Origin of the sequence: Aeromonas sp. 603757 (assembly GCF_049171255.1) — a bacterium.
Classification (GTDB): Bacteria; Pseudomonadota; Gammaproteobacteria; order Enterobacterales; family Aeromonadaceae; genus Aeromonas; species Aeromonas veronii_A.
The window spans coordinates 33,089-47,793 of record NZ_JAAKOE010000005.1; the positions used below are offsets into that span (position 1 = coordinate 33,089).

At 60.6% G+C, this 14,705-nt stretch carries 15 protein-coding genes; 6 read left to right on the top strand and 9 right to left on the bottom strand.

The window, feature by feature from the left end; all coding sequences use genetic code 11:
* Nucleotides 1-125: 125 nt before the first annotated feature.
* Nucleotides 126-470, bottom strand: a complete 345-nt coding sequence (locus G5332_RS06380) for a DUF2956 domain-containing protein (RefSeq protein ID WP_421249377.1) — start codon at nucleotides 468-470, stop codon at nucleotides 126-128.
* Between the two features lie 268 nt (nucleotides 471-738).
* Between G5332_RS06380 and ushA the strand changes: the two genes are divergently transcribed.
* Nucleotides 739-2,463, top strand: a complete 1,725-nt coding sequence (gene ushA / locus G5332_RS06385; protein WP_421172143.1) for a bifunctional UDP-sugar hydrolase/5'-nucleotidase UshA — start codon at nucleotides 739-741, stop codon at nucleotides 2,461-2,463.
* A 214-nt stretch (nucleotides 2,464-2,677) separates the two neighbouring features.
* On the opposite strand, the gene G5332_RS06390 is transcribed toward ushA, so the two are convergent.
* Entirely contained in the window at nucleotides 2,678-3,538 is an 861-nt protein-coding gene (locus G5332_RS06390; protein WP_005335275.1) for a Tim44 domain-containing protein, read from the bottom strand.
* A 363-nt stretch (nucleotides 3,539-3,901) separates the two neighbouring features.
* Between G5332_RS06390 and dnaB the strand changes: the two genes are divergently transcribed.
* The 3 genes from dnaB to G5332_RS06405 all read left to right on the top strand — a co-directional run bounded on the left by dnaB (nucleotide 3,902) and on the right by G5332_RS06405 (nucleotide 6,988).
* Nucleotides 3,902-5,296: a replicative DNA helicase gene (gene dnaB, locus G5332_RS06395; protein ID WP_026035132.1), complete on the top strand. Its 1,395-nt coding sequence runs from the start codon at nucleotides 3,902-3,904 to the stop codon at nucleotides 5,294-5,296.
* 199 nt (nucleotides 5,297-5,495) lie between these two features.
* A complete protein-coding gene (alr, locus tag G5332_RS06400; RefSeq protein WP_421172142.1) occupies nucleotides 5,496-6,569 on the top strand; it encodes an alanine racemase in 1,074 nt (357 codons plus the stop codon).
* The gene (locus G5332_RS06405; protein WP_040067976.1) at nucleotides 6,569-6,988 is read left to right on the top strand and encodes a secondary thiamine-phosphate synthase enzyme YjbQ; all 420 of its coding nucleotides are present in this window, start codon (nucleotides 6,569-6,571) and stop codon (nucleotides 6,986-6,988) included. The genes alr and G5332_RS06405 overlap by 1 nt, the downstream gene beginning before the upstream one ends.
* A gap of 123 nt (nucleotides 6,989-7,111) precedes the next feature.
* Here G5332_RS06405 and pepE read toward each other — a convergent pair whose 3' ends face one another.
* The 5 genes from pepE to G5332_RS06430 form a co-directional block, all read right to left on the bottom strand.
* On the bottom strand, nucleotides 7,112-7,849 hold the full coding sequence (gene pepE, locus G5332_RS06410) for a dipeptidase PepE (RefSeq protein WP_421172141.1): 738 nt from the start codon (nucleotides 7,847-7,849) through the stop codon (nucleotides 7,112-7,114).
* A gap of 244 nt (nucleotides 7,850-8,093) precedes the next feature.
* Nucleotides 8,094-9,455 carry an endonuclease/exonuclease/phosphatase family protein gene (locus G5332_RS06415; RefSeq protein ID WP_227342039.1) on the bottom strand — a complete coding sequence of 454 codons (1,362 nt, stop codon included), beginning with the start codon at nucleotides 9,453-9,455 and terminating at the stop codon, nucleotides 8,094-8,096.
* Nucleotides 9,456-9,687: 232 nt separating this feature from the next.
* The gene (locus tag G5332_RS06420) at nucleotides 9,688-10,500 is read right to left on the bottom strand and encodes a heme ABC transporter ATP-binding protein (RefSeq protein ID WP_216978132.1); all 813 of its coding nucleotides are present in this window, start codon (nucleotides 10,498-10,500) and stop codon (nucleotides 9,688-9,690) included.
* 11 nt (nucleotides 10,501-10,511) lie between these two features.
* Nucleotides 10,512-11,543, bottom strand: a complete 1,032-nt coding sequence (locus tag G5332_RS06425) for a FecCD family ABC transporter permease (protein ID WP_216978133.1) — start codon at nucleotides 11,541-11,543, stop codon at nucleotides 10,512-10,514.
* On the bottom strand, nucleotides 11,540-12,391 hold the full coding sequence (locus tag G5332_RS06430; protein WP_103250392.1) for a heme/hemin ABC transporter substrate-binding protein: 852 nt from the start codon (nucleotides 12,389-12,391) through the stop codon (nucleotides 11,540-11,542). The genes G5332_RS06425 and G5332_RS06430 overlap by 4 nt, the downstream gene beginning before the upstream one ends.
* A gap of 170 nt (nucleotides 12,392-12,561) precedes the next feature.
* Here G5332_RS06430 and hutX point away from each other — a divergent pair, with 170 nt between their 5' ends.
* Nucleotides 12,562-13,074 carry a heme utilization cystosolic carrier protein HutX gene (hutX, locus tag G5332_RS06435; protein WP_204384005.1) on the top strand — a complete coding sequence of 171 codons (513 nt, stop codon included), beginning with the start codon at nucleotides 12,562-12,564 and terminating at the stop codon, nucleotides 13,072-13,074.
* The gene (gene hutZ, locus G5332_RS06440; RefSeq protein WP_042658521.1) at nucleotides 13,071-13,628 is read left to right on the top strand and encodes a heme utilization protein HutZ; all 558 of its coding nucleotides are present in this window, start codon (nucleotides 13,071-13,073) and stop codon (nucleotides 13,626-13,628) included. Before hutX ends, hutZ begins: the two co-directional genes overlap by 4 nt.
* Nucleotides 13,629-13,715: 87 nt before the next feature.
* Here the strand turns inward: hutZ and G5332_RS06445 are convergent, their stop codons facing one another.
* Entirely contained in the window at nucleotides 13,716-14,099 is a 384-nt protein-coding gene (locus tag G5332_RS06445) for a hypothetical protein (protein ID WP_005335256.1), read from the bottom strand.
* A gap of 37 nt (nucleotides 14,100-14,136) precedes the next feature.
* Nucleotides 14,137-14,691 carry a cysteine hydrolase family protein gene (locus G5332_RS06450; RefSeq protein WP_005348211.1) on the bottom strand — a complete coding sequence of 185 codons (555 nt, stop codon included), beginning with the start codon at nucleotides 14,689-14,691 and terminating at the stop codon, nucleotides 14,137-14,139.
* Nucleotides 14,692-14,705 lie beyond the last annotated feature (14 nt).

Below are 14,705 nucleotides of genomic sequence, written 5' to 3' on the forward strand. Positions count from 1 at the left end.
TGATCGTCAAAAAACCGGTTGTCCGGTGCAAGAGGCGCGGGATTTAACCACTCTTCGCAGGTAATCACCAGCAGCCCGGGCCCGGGCTGTGAAGAGGATCCCGGATAAAGGTTTGCTAGCGCGTCTTAGTGCAACCAGAACCAGGTTGCCGCAAATCCCAGCCAGCTCAGCACCAGCAAGATCCAGGGCAGGGGATGCTGATGGCTTACTTCAACCAGCTCCAGCTGATCGTCTTGATCTGCGGGTTGTGGCGCGCCCTGTGGCTGCCTGGCTTTGGCCTGCAATTTTTTCTGGCGGCTCGCTTCGCGGGCCCGCGCCTTCATCTGTTTCTTGTATTCGTCGATGCCTTTCTGGATCCCTTGCGCGATAAGCTGGGTCTGCTCCTTGGTTTGCCCCGGCTTCTGGTTGGCACGGGCAATCTTCATCGCCTCCTGCTGGGTCTCGGGGGAAATCTTGTCGTACTTGGCCATCAAATCATCTCCTCGGGCATGGCTGGCTGGGGAGTATGCCATAAAGGCGCGTCCGGGTGGCGTCTCCTTGGTGCGGGAGGGGATCAAGTGAGTGACAGCTCAACAAAAAACCTGACAAATCAGCAGGAAGCCGGATGTTGGGCCGAAGATCACAATTAGCAGAATTTGTGAGTCATCGATGAAAAACGGTCATCTGTTGTTTGTTATATTGGCGCCCGACCCGCTGGACAGGGTTGATAAATAACAAAACAATCAAGGTGATATGGAAATGAATAATAACTTTATCAAAGGCGGCGTGGCACTGGCCGTGCTTGCTGCACTGACTGGCTGTAATACCTCGAGCAATGACACCGTTGCACCCTGCACCGAAAATGTCTGCAAACTGACCATCCTGCACACCAACGATACCCACGGCCGTTTCTGGCACAACGCTGAAAATGAGTATGGTATGGCTGCCCAGAAGACTCTGGTCGAGCAGCTGCGTAGCGAGGCCAAGGCTGCTGGCAGCGAGGTGTTGGTGCTATCTGGTGGTGACGTGAATACCGGGGTGCCGGAGTCCGATCTGCAGGATGCCGAGCCTGACTTCATGGCGATGAACAACATTCGCTACGATGCCATGGCAGTGGGCAACCATGAATTCGACAACCCCCTCAGCGTACTGGAGAAGCAGCGCAAGTGGGCCCAGTTCCCCATGCTCTCGGCCAACATCTATGACAAGGCGAGTGGCAAACACTACTTTGACCCCTACAAGGTGTTCAAGCTGGAGAGCGGTCTCAAGGTCGCCGTACTGGGCCTGACCACCGAAGATACCGCCCAGCTGGTTGACCCCAACAACGTGCAGACTCTGGAGTTCCGCGATCCGACTACGGAAGCGGCCAAACTGGGCCAGCAGATCCGCAGCAACAAGGAGGCCAATCTGGTCTTCGCCATCACCCACATGGGCCATTACGAGAATGGTCAGCACGGCAGCAATGCGCCGGGCGATGTAGAGATGGCTCGTGCACTGCCGGCAGGGACTCTGGATGCCATCATTGGTGGCCACTCCCAGAATCCGGTCTGTATGGAACCGGGCACCACCAACAAGTACGCCAATTTCAAACCGGGTGATAACTGCCAACCGGACCAGCAAAACGGCACCTGGATCATGCAGGCTCACGAGTGGGGCAAGTATGTGGGCCGTGCCCAGTTTGAGTATCAGAATGGCAAGTTGACCCTGACCAGCTATGAGCTGATCCCGGTCAACCTGATCAAGCGCAACGCCAAGGGCGAGGCGATCGATGCTAACGGCGTCGTAACCAAGGACCCGACCAAGATGCAGTTCGTACAGGACGAGATCACCAAGGATCCCGAGCTGTATAACACCCTGCTGGGTTATCAGGAGAAAGGTCAGCAAGAGCTGAATGTCGTCATTGGCTCGGCAGATGGCTTGCTGGTTGGTGATCGCAACTCGGTTCGCAACAAGCAGACCAACCTGGGTCGTCTCATCACCACGGCGACCAGCATCAAGCTGGGGGTCGACTTTGGTATCGTCAATTCAGGTGGTGTGCGTGACAGCATCCCGGCCGGTGATATCACCTACCGCAGCGTGCTGCTGGTGCACCCGTTTGGCAACACGGTCAACAAGGCGGCCATGAAGGGAAGCGATCTGGCGACCTATCTGGGTCAGGTGGCAACCAAGACCCGCAATACCGGTGGTTATGCCCAGTTTGGCGGTATCGATATGGCGGTGGATTGCCAGGCCAAGAGCGTCAATATCACCAGCATCGGTGGCAAGGCGTTTGATCCGTCAGCAACCTACAGCTTCGCGATCCCGAGCTTCAGCGCCTCCGGTGGTGACGGCTATCCGAAGATCGATACCATCAATGCCGGCTTGGTGGATGCAGCCGTGCTGAAGGAGTACATCGAGATCAAGAAGGTGATCAACGTGGCCGATTATCAACCGTCCAATGAGGTGACCTATCTGAACTCAACATCTGCCGAAGGGTGCAACTGATTCGTCAGCGGGGCGCATAGCTCCAGATGTGATGCGAAAGGGCAGCCGGTGGCTGCCCTTTGTCGTTATGTGCGTGGTGACATGTCATCTTGGGATTGGTCACAACTCTTCAATTATCAATGACGATAGCCATCGCCTGTATGAGGTCAGGTGAGGGTATGAAATGAAAAGAGGCAGCCCATGGGCCGCCTCCTGCGTAGTGACAATCTAAACCTTACAGCTGCTCGATACCGACGATATGCCAAGGGGCATTGTTCTTGGCCAGATCGCGTTCGAGGTGCCACACCTCTTTGATGTCTTCTTCGACCTGCTCCTGACGGTCCATGTAGCGGCCGCTGAAGCGCACGCTCACCTGAGCCCAGTCGCTGCCGTAGTCGGCGCGTACCAGCTGGGTATCGACGTACATCACTTCGGTATGCTGGTCGCCAGTCAGTTCGGCGCGCTCGGCTTTGAGCTGCTCAAACAGCTCGGGGCTGACGTACTCGCGCACTTTTTCCAGATCGTTCTTGTTCCACGCCTCTTGCAGGGTGCGATAGTGATCGCGGGCACCGGCTAGGAAGCTGTTCATGTCAAAGCCCGGCGGCAGGCGGAACGGCACGTCGCTGTCGGCAAAGCCGGTGGCTTGCGGTGCGCTGTTGCTCTGCTCAAACTGCTGCGGGGCCGCGGATTGCGGTGGCTGATAGCCCGCATAGGCCGCCTGTTGTGGCTGTGGCGTCGCGACCTTGCCCTTGCGCAGGGTACGGATCAGGAAGACGGCACCCAGCGCCAGCAGGGCGATCAGCAGGAAGTCCATTCCTTGCAGACCTTCAAAGGCACCGCTGCCCAGCAGGTAGGCAAACAGGCCGCCAGCCAGCAGGCCGCCCAGCAGGCCACCCATCATGCCGCTCTTTTTCGGCGGAGTCTGGGCATTCAGTGTCGGATTCTTGTTGTCGACCGGTTTGGCCGCAGGCTGGGCCGGCGCAGTTTTGTAACTTTTACCAAAGGATTTGCCGCCGCCAAATTTCTTGGCTTCGGCGTGAGGTGCCCCCAGGCCAATGGCCAGGATCACGGCAAACAGGGTCAGCATCTTTTTCATTTTGACTCTTTTCACTCTCGTCTGTGGGTGGGGCATGCTCCGCTTTGGCAAGCTCAGCAAGGCGCATGGCAGGCTGCCTGTCCCTAATTGTGTCGCAGCTTGTATTCATCAATATCACCTCTGGCATGAATTATTCATGAACGAGGTAGCCGCGATGCGGCGTCAAACAAGAGGAGTAAACCGGATGAAAAGCAGAAGATTGAGTCGCAAGGAGCGCAAAATGCGAAGCAAAATCAAAATGGTCAAGGTAGAGCAGACTCTGGTTTGGCCCTTTATGATGGTATGAGCCGCCAGATAGGGCTCGCCGTAGTTGGCTTTCTTTTGTAAAATTCCCGTCCCCTTCCCGCTGCGGTTTTTATGTGTATGGCAGAGCAAGTGACGGCGAAAAAAGACGCCAAGACACAACAGCTGAAAGTTCCTCCCCACTCTTTTGAGGCCGAACAGTCCGTACTGGGCGGCCTGATGCTGGATAACGATGCCTGGGATCGGGTTGCCGAACGGGTGATCGATCAGGATTTCTACAGCCGTCCGCACCGGTTGATCTTCCAGGCCATGACCCGCCTCTCCAACGCGGGCAACCCCATCGACCTCATCACCCTGCAGGAGGAGCTGGAGCGCTCCGAACAGCTGGAAGAGGCGGGCGGCTTCGCCTATCTGGTGGAGATCGCCAAGAACACCCCGAGTGCCGCCAACATCAACGCCTACGCCGAAATCGTGCGCGAGCGGGCGGTGGTGCGGGAGATGATCTCGGTCGCCAACGAGATAGTCGAAGCAGGCTACGAGCCACAGGGCCGCACCTCCGGCGATCTGCTGGATCTTGCCGAGAGCAAGGTATTCAAGATTGCCGAGCAGCGCACCAGCGCCAACGAGGGGCCCCAGCCCCTGAAGCTCATCCTCGAGCAGACCGTCGACAAGATTGAAGAGTTGTTCAAGACCCCCCACAACGGGGTGACCGGGGTATCGAGCGGTTACAACGATCTGGACAAGATGACCGCCGGTTTGCAGCGTTCGGACTTGATCATCGTGGCGGCCCGTCCTTCCATGGGCAAGACCACCTTTGCCATGAACCTCTGCGAGCACGCGGCCCTCACCGCCGACAAGCCGGTGCTTATCTTCTCGCTGGAGATGCCCTCCGAGCAGATCATCATGCGTATGCTCGCCTCGGTCGGTCGCATCGACCAGACCAAGGTGCGTACCGGTCAGCTCGATGACGAGGATTGGGCGCGCCTCTCCTCCACCATGGGATTGCTGCTGGAGAAGGGCAAGATGTATATCGATGACGCCTCCGGCCTCACTCCGACCGATGTACGTTCCCGTGCCCGTCGGGTGGCACGCGAGCACGGTGGCCTATCCATGATCATGGTGGACTACCTGCAGCTGATGCGGGTGCCGGCGCTCTCTGACAACCGTACCCTGGAGATCGGCGAGATCTCCCGCTCCCTCAAGGCCTTGGCGAAAGAGCTGCAGTGCCCGGTGGTGGCGCTCTCCCAGTTGAACCGAAGCCTGGAACAGCGGGCCGACAAGCGCCCGGTCAACTCGGACCTTCGTGAATCGGGTTCCATCGAGCAGGATGCGGATTTGATCATGTTTATCTATCGTGATGAGGTTTATCACGATGACAGCCCGGACAAGGGGATTGCCGAGATCATTATCGGCAAGCAGCGTAACGGCCCCATCGGCCGGGTGCGCCTCACCTTCCAGGGTCAGTTCTCCCGGTTCGACAACTACGCCGGTCCGGCGTTTGACGACGATTATTGATAAGTAACAATCATGGCAATCCTGTGGTCAGGATTGCCACCACCGCTCTGACCCGCTTGCCATTCACTGCAAGGCAGCCCGTCAGAGCCTGTTTTCCCGGTTCGACAATTATGCCGGTCCGGCCTTCGACGACGATAAGTGAGTGGCGGTCTTCTGCCCGATGAGGGGGAGACCATTTGTGCCCTCGTAAGGGAAAACCATGAAAGCGGCTACTGCCCAAATCAACACTGCGGCCTTGCGCCACAACCTCGCCGTGGTCAAGCGCCACGCTCCCGCTTGCAAGATCATCGCTGTGGTCAAGGCCAACGCCTATGGCCACGGACTGCTGCCGGTCGCTCGCACCCTGGTGGATGCGGATGCCTATGCGGTGGCCCGTATCGAAGAGGCGCTGATGCTGCGCTCCTGCGCCGTGGTCAAACCCATCGTGCTGTTGGAGGGATTCTTCTCCGCCGACGATCTGCCGGTGCTGGCGGCCAACAACCTGCAGACGGCGGTTCACACCTGGGAGCAGCTCGAAGCGCTGGAGCAGGTTGAGCTGCCAGCGCCCGTGGTGGCCTGGCTCAAGCTCGACACCGGCATGCATCGCCTCGGGGTACGTGCCGACGAGATGCGCGCCTTTATCGAACGACTCGGCAAGTGCAAGAACGTGGTGCAGCCGTTCAACATCATGACCCACTTCAGCCGCTCCGATGAGCTGGAGCAGCCTACTACCCGCGAGCAGATCGACTTGTTCAGCAAGTTGACCGCACCGCTGGCGGGCGAGCGGGCCATGGCCAACTCGGCGGGCATTCTGGCCTGGCCAGACTCCCACTGCGACTGGGTTCGCCCCGGCGTCATCCTCTATGGCGTGTCGCCTTTCCCCAACACGGTGGCGGCCGATTACGACCTGCAGCCGGTGATGACCTTGAAGACCCAGCTGATTGCGGTGCGGGATCACAAGGCGGGCGAGCCGGTGGGCTATGGCGCCAACTGGGTGTCGGATCGCGATACCCGGCTCGGGGTGATCGCCATCGGCTACGGTGACGGTTATCCGCGCATGGCGCCCAATGGCACTTCCGTGCTGATCAACGGCCGCATCGTGCCGCTGGTGGGGCGTGTCTCCATGGATATGAGCACGGTAGATCTTGGGCCCGGCGCAACCGACAAGGCCGGTGACGAGGCGGTGCTGTGGGGCGAGGGGTTGCCGGTGGAGCGGGTGGCCGACGAGATTGGCACCATCCCCTACGAACTCATCACCAAACTCACCTCCCGCGTCTTTATGGAGTATGTCTGATGTGGCAGCAGTGCCTGCTGACGTTGAAGCCCCGTTCGCGGGGCTTTCATCTGGTGACTGACGAGCTGGTGGCCAAACTGCCGATGCTGGCGGATTACCGGCTCGGCATGGCCCACCTGCTACTGCAACATACTTCCGCCTCGCTCACCCTCAACGAGAATTGCGACCCCAGCGTGCGCAGCGATATGGAGGCTCATCTGCACCGGCTGGCGCCGGAGGATGCCCCCTACTATCGCCACACCTATGAGGGGGCGGATGACATGCCCGCTCACATCAAATCCTCCCTGCTCGGGGTGAGCCTGCTGCTGCCAGTTCGCGATGGTCAGTTGGCGCTCGGCACCTGGCAGGGGATCTGGCTTGGCGAACATCGCGTCGATGGTGGTGCCCGCAAGGTGCTGGTGACCCTGCAGGGTGAGTAATCAGGCTGCAACCAGCTGAAAGATGACGATAAAAAAGAGGGATGGCATTGAGCCATCCCTCTTTTTTCGTTTTTGCGGTTTCGCGAGCTATCCGCCTGCCAGTGGTGAAGCGCTCTTAGTAGCTCAGCCGACCTTGAAGGGGGTCAGCTCGGCCAGCGGGGCGGCATCCATAAAGGCTTGCGGCTCCTGGCCATGTTTGAAGATCTTGAAGTCCTGCTCGCGGGCGCTCCAGTACTCCAGACGCTCGCTGCCGTTTTCTCCGGTGATTTGCAGCAGACTCGCTTCGCGCAGGGCCACCACGTGCTCGCTCGGGTTGATGGCGCAGAACTCGGCCAGACGCTCGTCGCGGGTCTCGCCCATGTGGCCGCTGATACTGGCGTCCAGATAGTGCGGGTTGATCTGCAGCGGGAACAGGCCCAGTGCGGGCAGCACGGCGGCGCTGCAGACCGGCATGTCGTTGGTGGTACGGATGCTCGGGGTCGCCACGTTGCAACCGGCGCTCCAGCCCACATAGGGCACGCCCCGCTCGCGCACGGCACGCTGGATCGGCACGATCAGGCCGTTTTCGTGCAGCATCTGGTTGAGGCGCCAGGTGTTGCCGCCACTGATAAAGATGGCCTCGGCCTGATTGACGGCCGCGACCGGATCATCGAAGTGGTGAATGCTGATGGTCTCGATCCCGAGGCTCTCGGTAAGTTCGTTGGCGCGGGCATCCCAGTCGCTGCGGATCACCGCGTAGGGGATGAGCAGGATGCGCTTGACCTGTTTGCGCACGAGCAGGCTTTGAACCCGATCGCGGGCCCAGCCGAGCAGACCCGGAAATTCGTTGGCTTTACCATTGCTAAGCAGAAGCAGTTCCATCAAATCGTTCCTCAAAAAGTGAAAGCGGAGGAGGGAGGGCCACCGGATCCGCCGTGCGGCCGGATGGCAAGAGGAGGCATGCTACCACCATTGGCGAGGTGGTTCTGTGATCGCGAGGCCCATTCAACGGCTATGGAGGAGTTATGGATGGATAACTCAATGCCAACTGGTGGATTAATAAGCAGAGCTCAGTTCGCTGACCATCGCCAATAAAAGACCCCGCCGCAGCGGGGTCATGGCAGGGTTAGTCGAGTTTGAGATCGACCCAGACCATGCGGTGATCCGAACTGACTCCCTTGGCGATGCCGAGTTTCGCATCATAGACCAGGTGATAACCGGCCTCGAAGCTGGCAGGCCAGAAGACGCCGCTCTTGACCGCGTTGAGGTTGGCGGAGGGGATGACGTGATCCAGCTGTAGCACGCTGGAGTTGGTGATGCGTTCCGGGTTGGGGCGATTGAGGTTGCGTTTGCAGTCGGTCCCCTTGCTGACACACTCCGGACCCCCTTCGCTGACCGGGATCAGGGTGCCATTGGTGATGGCCTGATTCATCAGCGGGTTGTTTAGCAAATCCTGAATGGCGGTCAGGTCGCCGTCACCGGTGAGTGGATCGGCGTTGAGATCACCCGCGATAACAAACTTGGCGTTTTTGGCCAGCCCACCCTTGGTGCCCTTGTCATCGGTCATGTAGTTGAGCCCCTTGACGTAGTCGTTCCAGAAGGCGATCTCGGCGCGGTTGTGTTTGACGGTGTGGCGCGCCGCATTGGCAAAGATTGGCGGGGTCGGGTGGGAGATCAGGAAGTGGATCACCTCATCCCCCTTTTCGGTCTTGATCCGTACCGGCACATCGGCGTGGTTCTTGGAGGAGAGCGGGTACTGCTGCCAGGCTGCGTCTGAATACCAGGCATCACCACACTGGCGGCTGGCCGGGATCTTGACCTTGGGATTGTTGCAGTCATCGATGATGGGGTTCTGCTCGCCCGGCATATCCTTCCACTTGAAGTTCTGGAAGGTGCGGATCTGCTTGGTGTCGATGGGGTATTTGGACATCACCGCAAAGGCGTACTGGCCGTGGTAGTTGCCAAAGCCCCAGGCATCGTCGGGGCCGCTGTTAACCTTGCCATCCAGATTGAGGTCATAACCGCTCATCAGGCCGGTGTTGGTGGCGAAGTTCTGCATCACCGGATAGCTGATGGCCGTCACCTCTGCGTGCTGGGCGTGAGCCAGATAGTTGTCGTTGAAGGCTTTCAGATCGGCGGTGCTCTCGCCTTTGCCGTCGTTGTCGAACTCGTTGAGCAGGAACACATCCGGGCGGGTACGCTGGATGATCTCCGCCACGTTGCGGATCTGCTGCACGTTCTTGGCTTTGGTTTCAGTGGCGCCGCTCAGGCTCCCTTCGGCGAGGCGGGCCAGCAGGGCATCCTGCTCGGTGCGGGTCAAGGCCAGCTCACCTGTCAGCATACCGGCGGCAGTGCGGTCAAAAGAGAGGTTGAAGGTGGCAAAACGAACCATGGGATCAGCTGCCTTTGAGTCGTTGTCGCTGTTGCAGCCAGCCAGCATCCCGAGGGAGATGGCGGCAGCCAGTAGGGTTTTGTTGATATTTTTCATTGTAATTGTTCCGTAGCATCAATGAGTTATGCCTTCTGTGAGGCGGCGCCATTATAAGTAGACGGTGATGCTGCGGGGGTTTTGCCTGAGCAAAGTGTGAGGATATTCACACCACATATCTGGCGATGATGAATGTTAGCAGGGCGACATGGGGTGTGAAAAACCGGTTTATACGCTGCAGTTTTCGGGATGAATAGCGCGCGCTGCCAACCATTACCGCACTCTGAATTTGTCACACCACCATCGGCAGGCCGCTCTCGGGGTGGTGGATCACCTGTGCCGGATAGTCATAGAGCCGGGCGATCAGCTCAGGGGTGAGCACTTCGGCAGGCGTGCCATCGGCCATCAGCTTGCCCCGCTCCAGCATCACCAGCCGATCGGCATAGCGCGCCGCCAGATTGAGGTCATGCAGCACCACCAGCACCGCAGTATTGCGGCTGGCCAGGGCGCGCGCCATAGTGAGCAGCTGATGCTGGTATTTCAGATCCAGCGCCGAGGTGGGCTCGTCGAGCAGCAGCAGGCGGGGTTGCTCGGCTTGCTCGGTCGGGGAGGGGGCCTGCCAAATCTGCGCCAGCACCCGGGCAAACTGCACCCGCTGCCGCTCGCCGCCGGAGAGCCCGGGATAGAGCCGCTTGGCCAGATGCTCGACCCCGGCATGGGTCATGGCCGCCGCCACAATATCGTCACGCCGCGCCGCCGGTTCACTGTGGGGCAAGCGCCCCATGGCAACCACTTCCTCGCAGAGAAAGGGGAAGTTGAGGGAGGAGCTTTGCGGCAATACCCCGAGCCGGTGGGCCAGCTGGTTGCTGTCCCACTGCCGGCGATCCGCGCCAAACAGGGTGATGGTGCCCTCATATTCCAGCTCGCCGGTCAGGCACTTGAGCAGCGAGCTCTTGCCCGCCCCGTTGGGGCCGAGCAGAGCGGTCAGGGTGCCGCTCTCGAGGTCGAGATTGAGCCCATCCAGGATCTGGCGCTGGCCACGACGCAGGCTGAGTCGGGTGCAGCTCAACAGGGGGGAGGAGAGTGAGGATGAGAGTGGTTGCATAACAGTCCGTATTACAGGGCGCGGCGGCCTTTTACCAGCAGCCAGATGAAGAAGGGAGCGCCGAGCAGGGCGGTGATGATGCCCACCGGCAGCTCGGCCGGGGCCAGCAGGGTGCGTGCCAGCATATCGGCTGCCAGCAGCAGGGCGGCGCCAAGCAGGGCCGAGAGCGGCAGCAACCTGACGTGGTTGGGGCCCGCCAGCAGGCGCACCAGATGGGGCACTACCAGCCCGACGAAGCCGATCATCCCGGCTACCGCCACCGCCACCCCGACGCCCGCTGCGGTGAGCAGGATCAGGCGACGTTTGAGGGATTGCACATTGACCCCAAGATGACGGGCCTCTCCTTCACCCAGCAGCAGGGCATTGAGGGGATTGGCATCGCGCATAAAGAGCCACAGCAGGGCCGCCAGGGTGAGCATGGCCAGCGCCACATCGGCCGGTTTGCCTGCCGCCAGCGTTCCCATCTGCCACAGGCTCAGGTTGCGCAGCATCTGATCGTCCGCCAGATAGGTGAGCAGGCCGATCACTGCACCGGAGAGCGCCGTGATGGCGACCCCGGCCAGCAGCATGACAGTGACCGAGGTGCCCCCCTCACGGGTGCCGAGCAGATAGACCAGGGTGGTGGTGAGCGCGCCGCCGAGAAAGGCGAGCAGCGGCAGCAGACCAACCCCGATGGTGGTTTGCAGCTGCTGGCCGAGGGGGGCCAGCAGCACGATGGCGAGCGCCGCGCCGAGCGCCGCACCGCCGGAGACACCTATGATGCCGGGGTCAGCCAGGGGGTTGCGAAACAGCCCCTGCATCACGGCGCCACAGAGCCCGAGGATCCCCCCCACTGCGATGCAGAGCAGGGTTCTCGGCAGGCGAATTTCCTGCACGATCAGCAGTTTGTGCGACTCAATCCCGCTCTCCTGCCCGGCAAACAGCGCCCGCAGACTCTCGCCCAGGGTGAGGGTCATGGGGCCGGTTGCCAGCGAACCGAGCAGCAACAGCGCCAGTGCGGCCGTGGTGAAGGCCAGCAGCCAGGAGAGGGGTAACCGCATCATGACCCCTGCTTGATCCACTGGGCGATCTGGTTCGCCTGTTGCAGGGAGTTGAGGCTCAGGCCCCCTTGCAGGGCGTGACCGTCGATGGCGTGAATGGCGTTGCGCTTGCCTGCCGGGGTAGCCGCCAAGGCGGGCACTTCGGCCAGCACCTTGGCCGGATCGGCATACTGCTGCCAGTCACGACCGCTGACCAGCACCAGATCGGGCTGCATCTCGATGAGGGATTCGGCGGATACCGGCTTGTAGTTGCGCAACTCGGCGACCGGATTGATGCCGCCTGCCAGCGAGACCAGCGCGCTGGCGGTGGTGTCCCCCCCGGCGATGCTGGTGGGTTGCCCCTTGTGCAGCAGCAGGAAGGCGACCTTGAGCGGTTTGTTCTGTTTGGCTTGCGCCGCCAGCTGATCGGTCTGAGCCTGGATCTCTGCCTTCAGGCGATCGCCTGCGGCTTTATCGCCCAGCAGGCTGGCGAGGGTGTCGATACGCTGATTGAGGTTGGCGAGGGTCGGCGCGGTATCCAGCACCTCCACCTTGACCCCGGCACGACGCAGCTGATCCAGGGTCGGGGCCGGGCCCATCTCGTCGCTGCCCACCAGTCGGGTGGGGGAGAGGCTCAGGATCCCTTCGGCGGCCAGCGCCCGGTGATAACCCACCTTGGGCAACCCTTTTGGCAAGGGGCTGCTGACATCGGTGGCGATCAGGCTCGATTCACCGCCAAGGGCCAGAATGAGTTCTGTGGTGGCCGGGCCGATACTGACGATACGCTCTTTCTGTCCGTCGGCGGCAACGGCAGAGAAGGGGGACAGTGAACTGCAGAGCAGGGTGATGGCGAGGGCAAGACGACGGCCCATGCTAACCTCCGAAGGGGTGAATGAAACGGGTGTGCCGCCGAGAATATCAAGGCTTTGGAAAAAATGCACTGATAATGATAGCAATTATCAATTGCATTGATTCCAGTGCTTTATTAGAGTAGCCGCCATGATAAACAGCGGGACGACCTGGTCCCGCAGAGGGAGAAAACATGAGCATTGCACAACGCATTCACGCGCTGCTGGAGCAGGATCCCGGCGCTCATCCGTCCACCCTGGCGGCCCAGCTTGCCATCAGCGAATGGGAGGTGGTTCGCCATCTGCCCGCCGAGCTGGTGACCCTGCTGCCCGCCGATCGTGCGCAAGGTCTGCTGGAAGATCTGGCCGACTGGGGCCCGGTAACCACCATCGTTGAATCAGAAGGTTCTATCTTCGAGGTAAAAGCCCCCTTCCCGAAAGGCAAGGACGCACGCGGCTACTACAACCTGATGGGCCGAGACGGTGAGCTGCATGGTCACCTCAAGCTCGACAACGTGGTGGGGATTGCGCTGGTCAGCAAGCTGTTCATGGGCAAGGAGGGGCACTCCTTCCAGTTCTTCGGTCACTCCGGCCGCTGCATTTTCAAGGTCTATCTGGGTCGCGACGAGAAACGCCAGCTGCTGGCCGATCAGGTCACCCGTTTCATGGCGCTGCGCCACAACTCTCAAGAGGAAGTCAAAGCATGAGTGAACGTCAGGAGCGTCTGCAGAACCGTCTGCAACCGGAGATCCGCGAGTTTCGCGACAGCTGCCGCACCCTGCAGCTCGCCACCGTCGATGGCGAAGGCAATCCCAACGCCAGCTATGCCCCGTTCGTGCTGCAGGAAGATGGCTACTATGTGCTGATCTCCGAGATCGCTCGCCACGCCCGTAACCTGCAACAGGTGCCGCGAGTATCCCTGATGCTGATCGAGGATGAGAGCGGTGCCCGCGAGCTGTTTGCCCGCAAGCGCTTGACCTTCGATGCGGTGGCTGAAGTGGTGGCCCGTGACGACGCCCGCTGGAGCAAGGCGGTGGCGGCGCTGGAGGGGCGTTTTGGCGAGATCATCAAGGGTCTCTCCAACCTCAAGGATTTCAAACTGTTCCGCCTCAAGCCGGAGCAGGGGCTGTTCGTCAAGGGCTTCGGCCAGGCGTTCGCGGTCTCCGGTGACGAGCTGGTTGATTTCGTCCATCTGGTGGAGGGGCACAAGCGCATCGACACCGGTGCCGAGCTCACCAGCCCGGCCGATGCGCCGGTCTGACGATCCCTGTCGACCACGACAGCCGTCATAACAAAACGGGCAGCCATTGGGCTGCCCGTTTTTATTGCGTTATCTCATCCGGCCTGTTCAATCCTGCCAGCTGGCCTTGTTGGGAAAGGCGCGACGATCGGCGTCGGTGGCCGTTTCGTTGCACTCCCCCCGCACCTTCCAGGAGGTCTGGCTCAGCACGATGTACCCCTGACGGCAATACTGCTTGGTCGCCAGGGTCTCGGTCAGCAGGTTCTCCTGTAACGCCTCCCGCTGTTCCAGCAGCCGCTGGCTCTGGGCCGCCGAGAGGCCGCGCGGCAAGGTGTCGTTGGGTGCGGCTTCAAAGGTGAACCGCTTGCTCCCCTCCTCGTTGATGTGGGTCAGAAACAGGGGTTCCGGCCCGTCATACTTCTGTCCGGGCAAGCTGGAGCAGGCCGACAGCAGGGGAACAATCAACAACAGGGTGGCAGACAACAGGCGCACGACAGACTCCAGTGAGAAACGAGGCGAGGTTCGCAGATTAGCACGGCTGCAGGGCGGGTGTTACTGCCAGCAGCTCGTCGGTGGTGAGCAGGGTGACACTGCGCCCCTCCGGCAGGCTGAGGTGGCGCCACATCCAGTGATGGTGCTCGGTGATCTGGGCCGCGCTAAGGTGGGGGCGATCGGCGGTGGTGTGACCATCGCTCAACACCAGCACCTCGTACCCATGGGAGGCTGCACTGCGCACTGTGGTGTCGACGCAAAAATCGGTGGCGCAGCCACAGAGAATGAGTCGATCGACCGGCTGCTCGGCCAGCAGGAAGGCGAGCTCGGTGTCGAGAAAGCTGTCACAGGCCGTTTTGCGCACCCGGCTCTCTCCCTTGGCCGGTTGCAGCGCACTGTGCAACTGCCAACCCGGGGTGCCCGGTTCCAGTTCGGTACCGGGGGGCGAGTCATGCTGGATATAGATGACCCGTCCCTGTTGCTGCCTGACATGGGCCGCAGCCCGATTGATATTGGCCAGCACCTGCTCCTGGCGGTAACGGGGCTCGTTGAACAAGCCTTGCTGCACATCGATGATCAGTAACACATCCATATTTTACCCGCCGT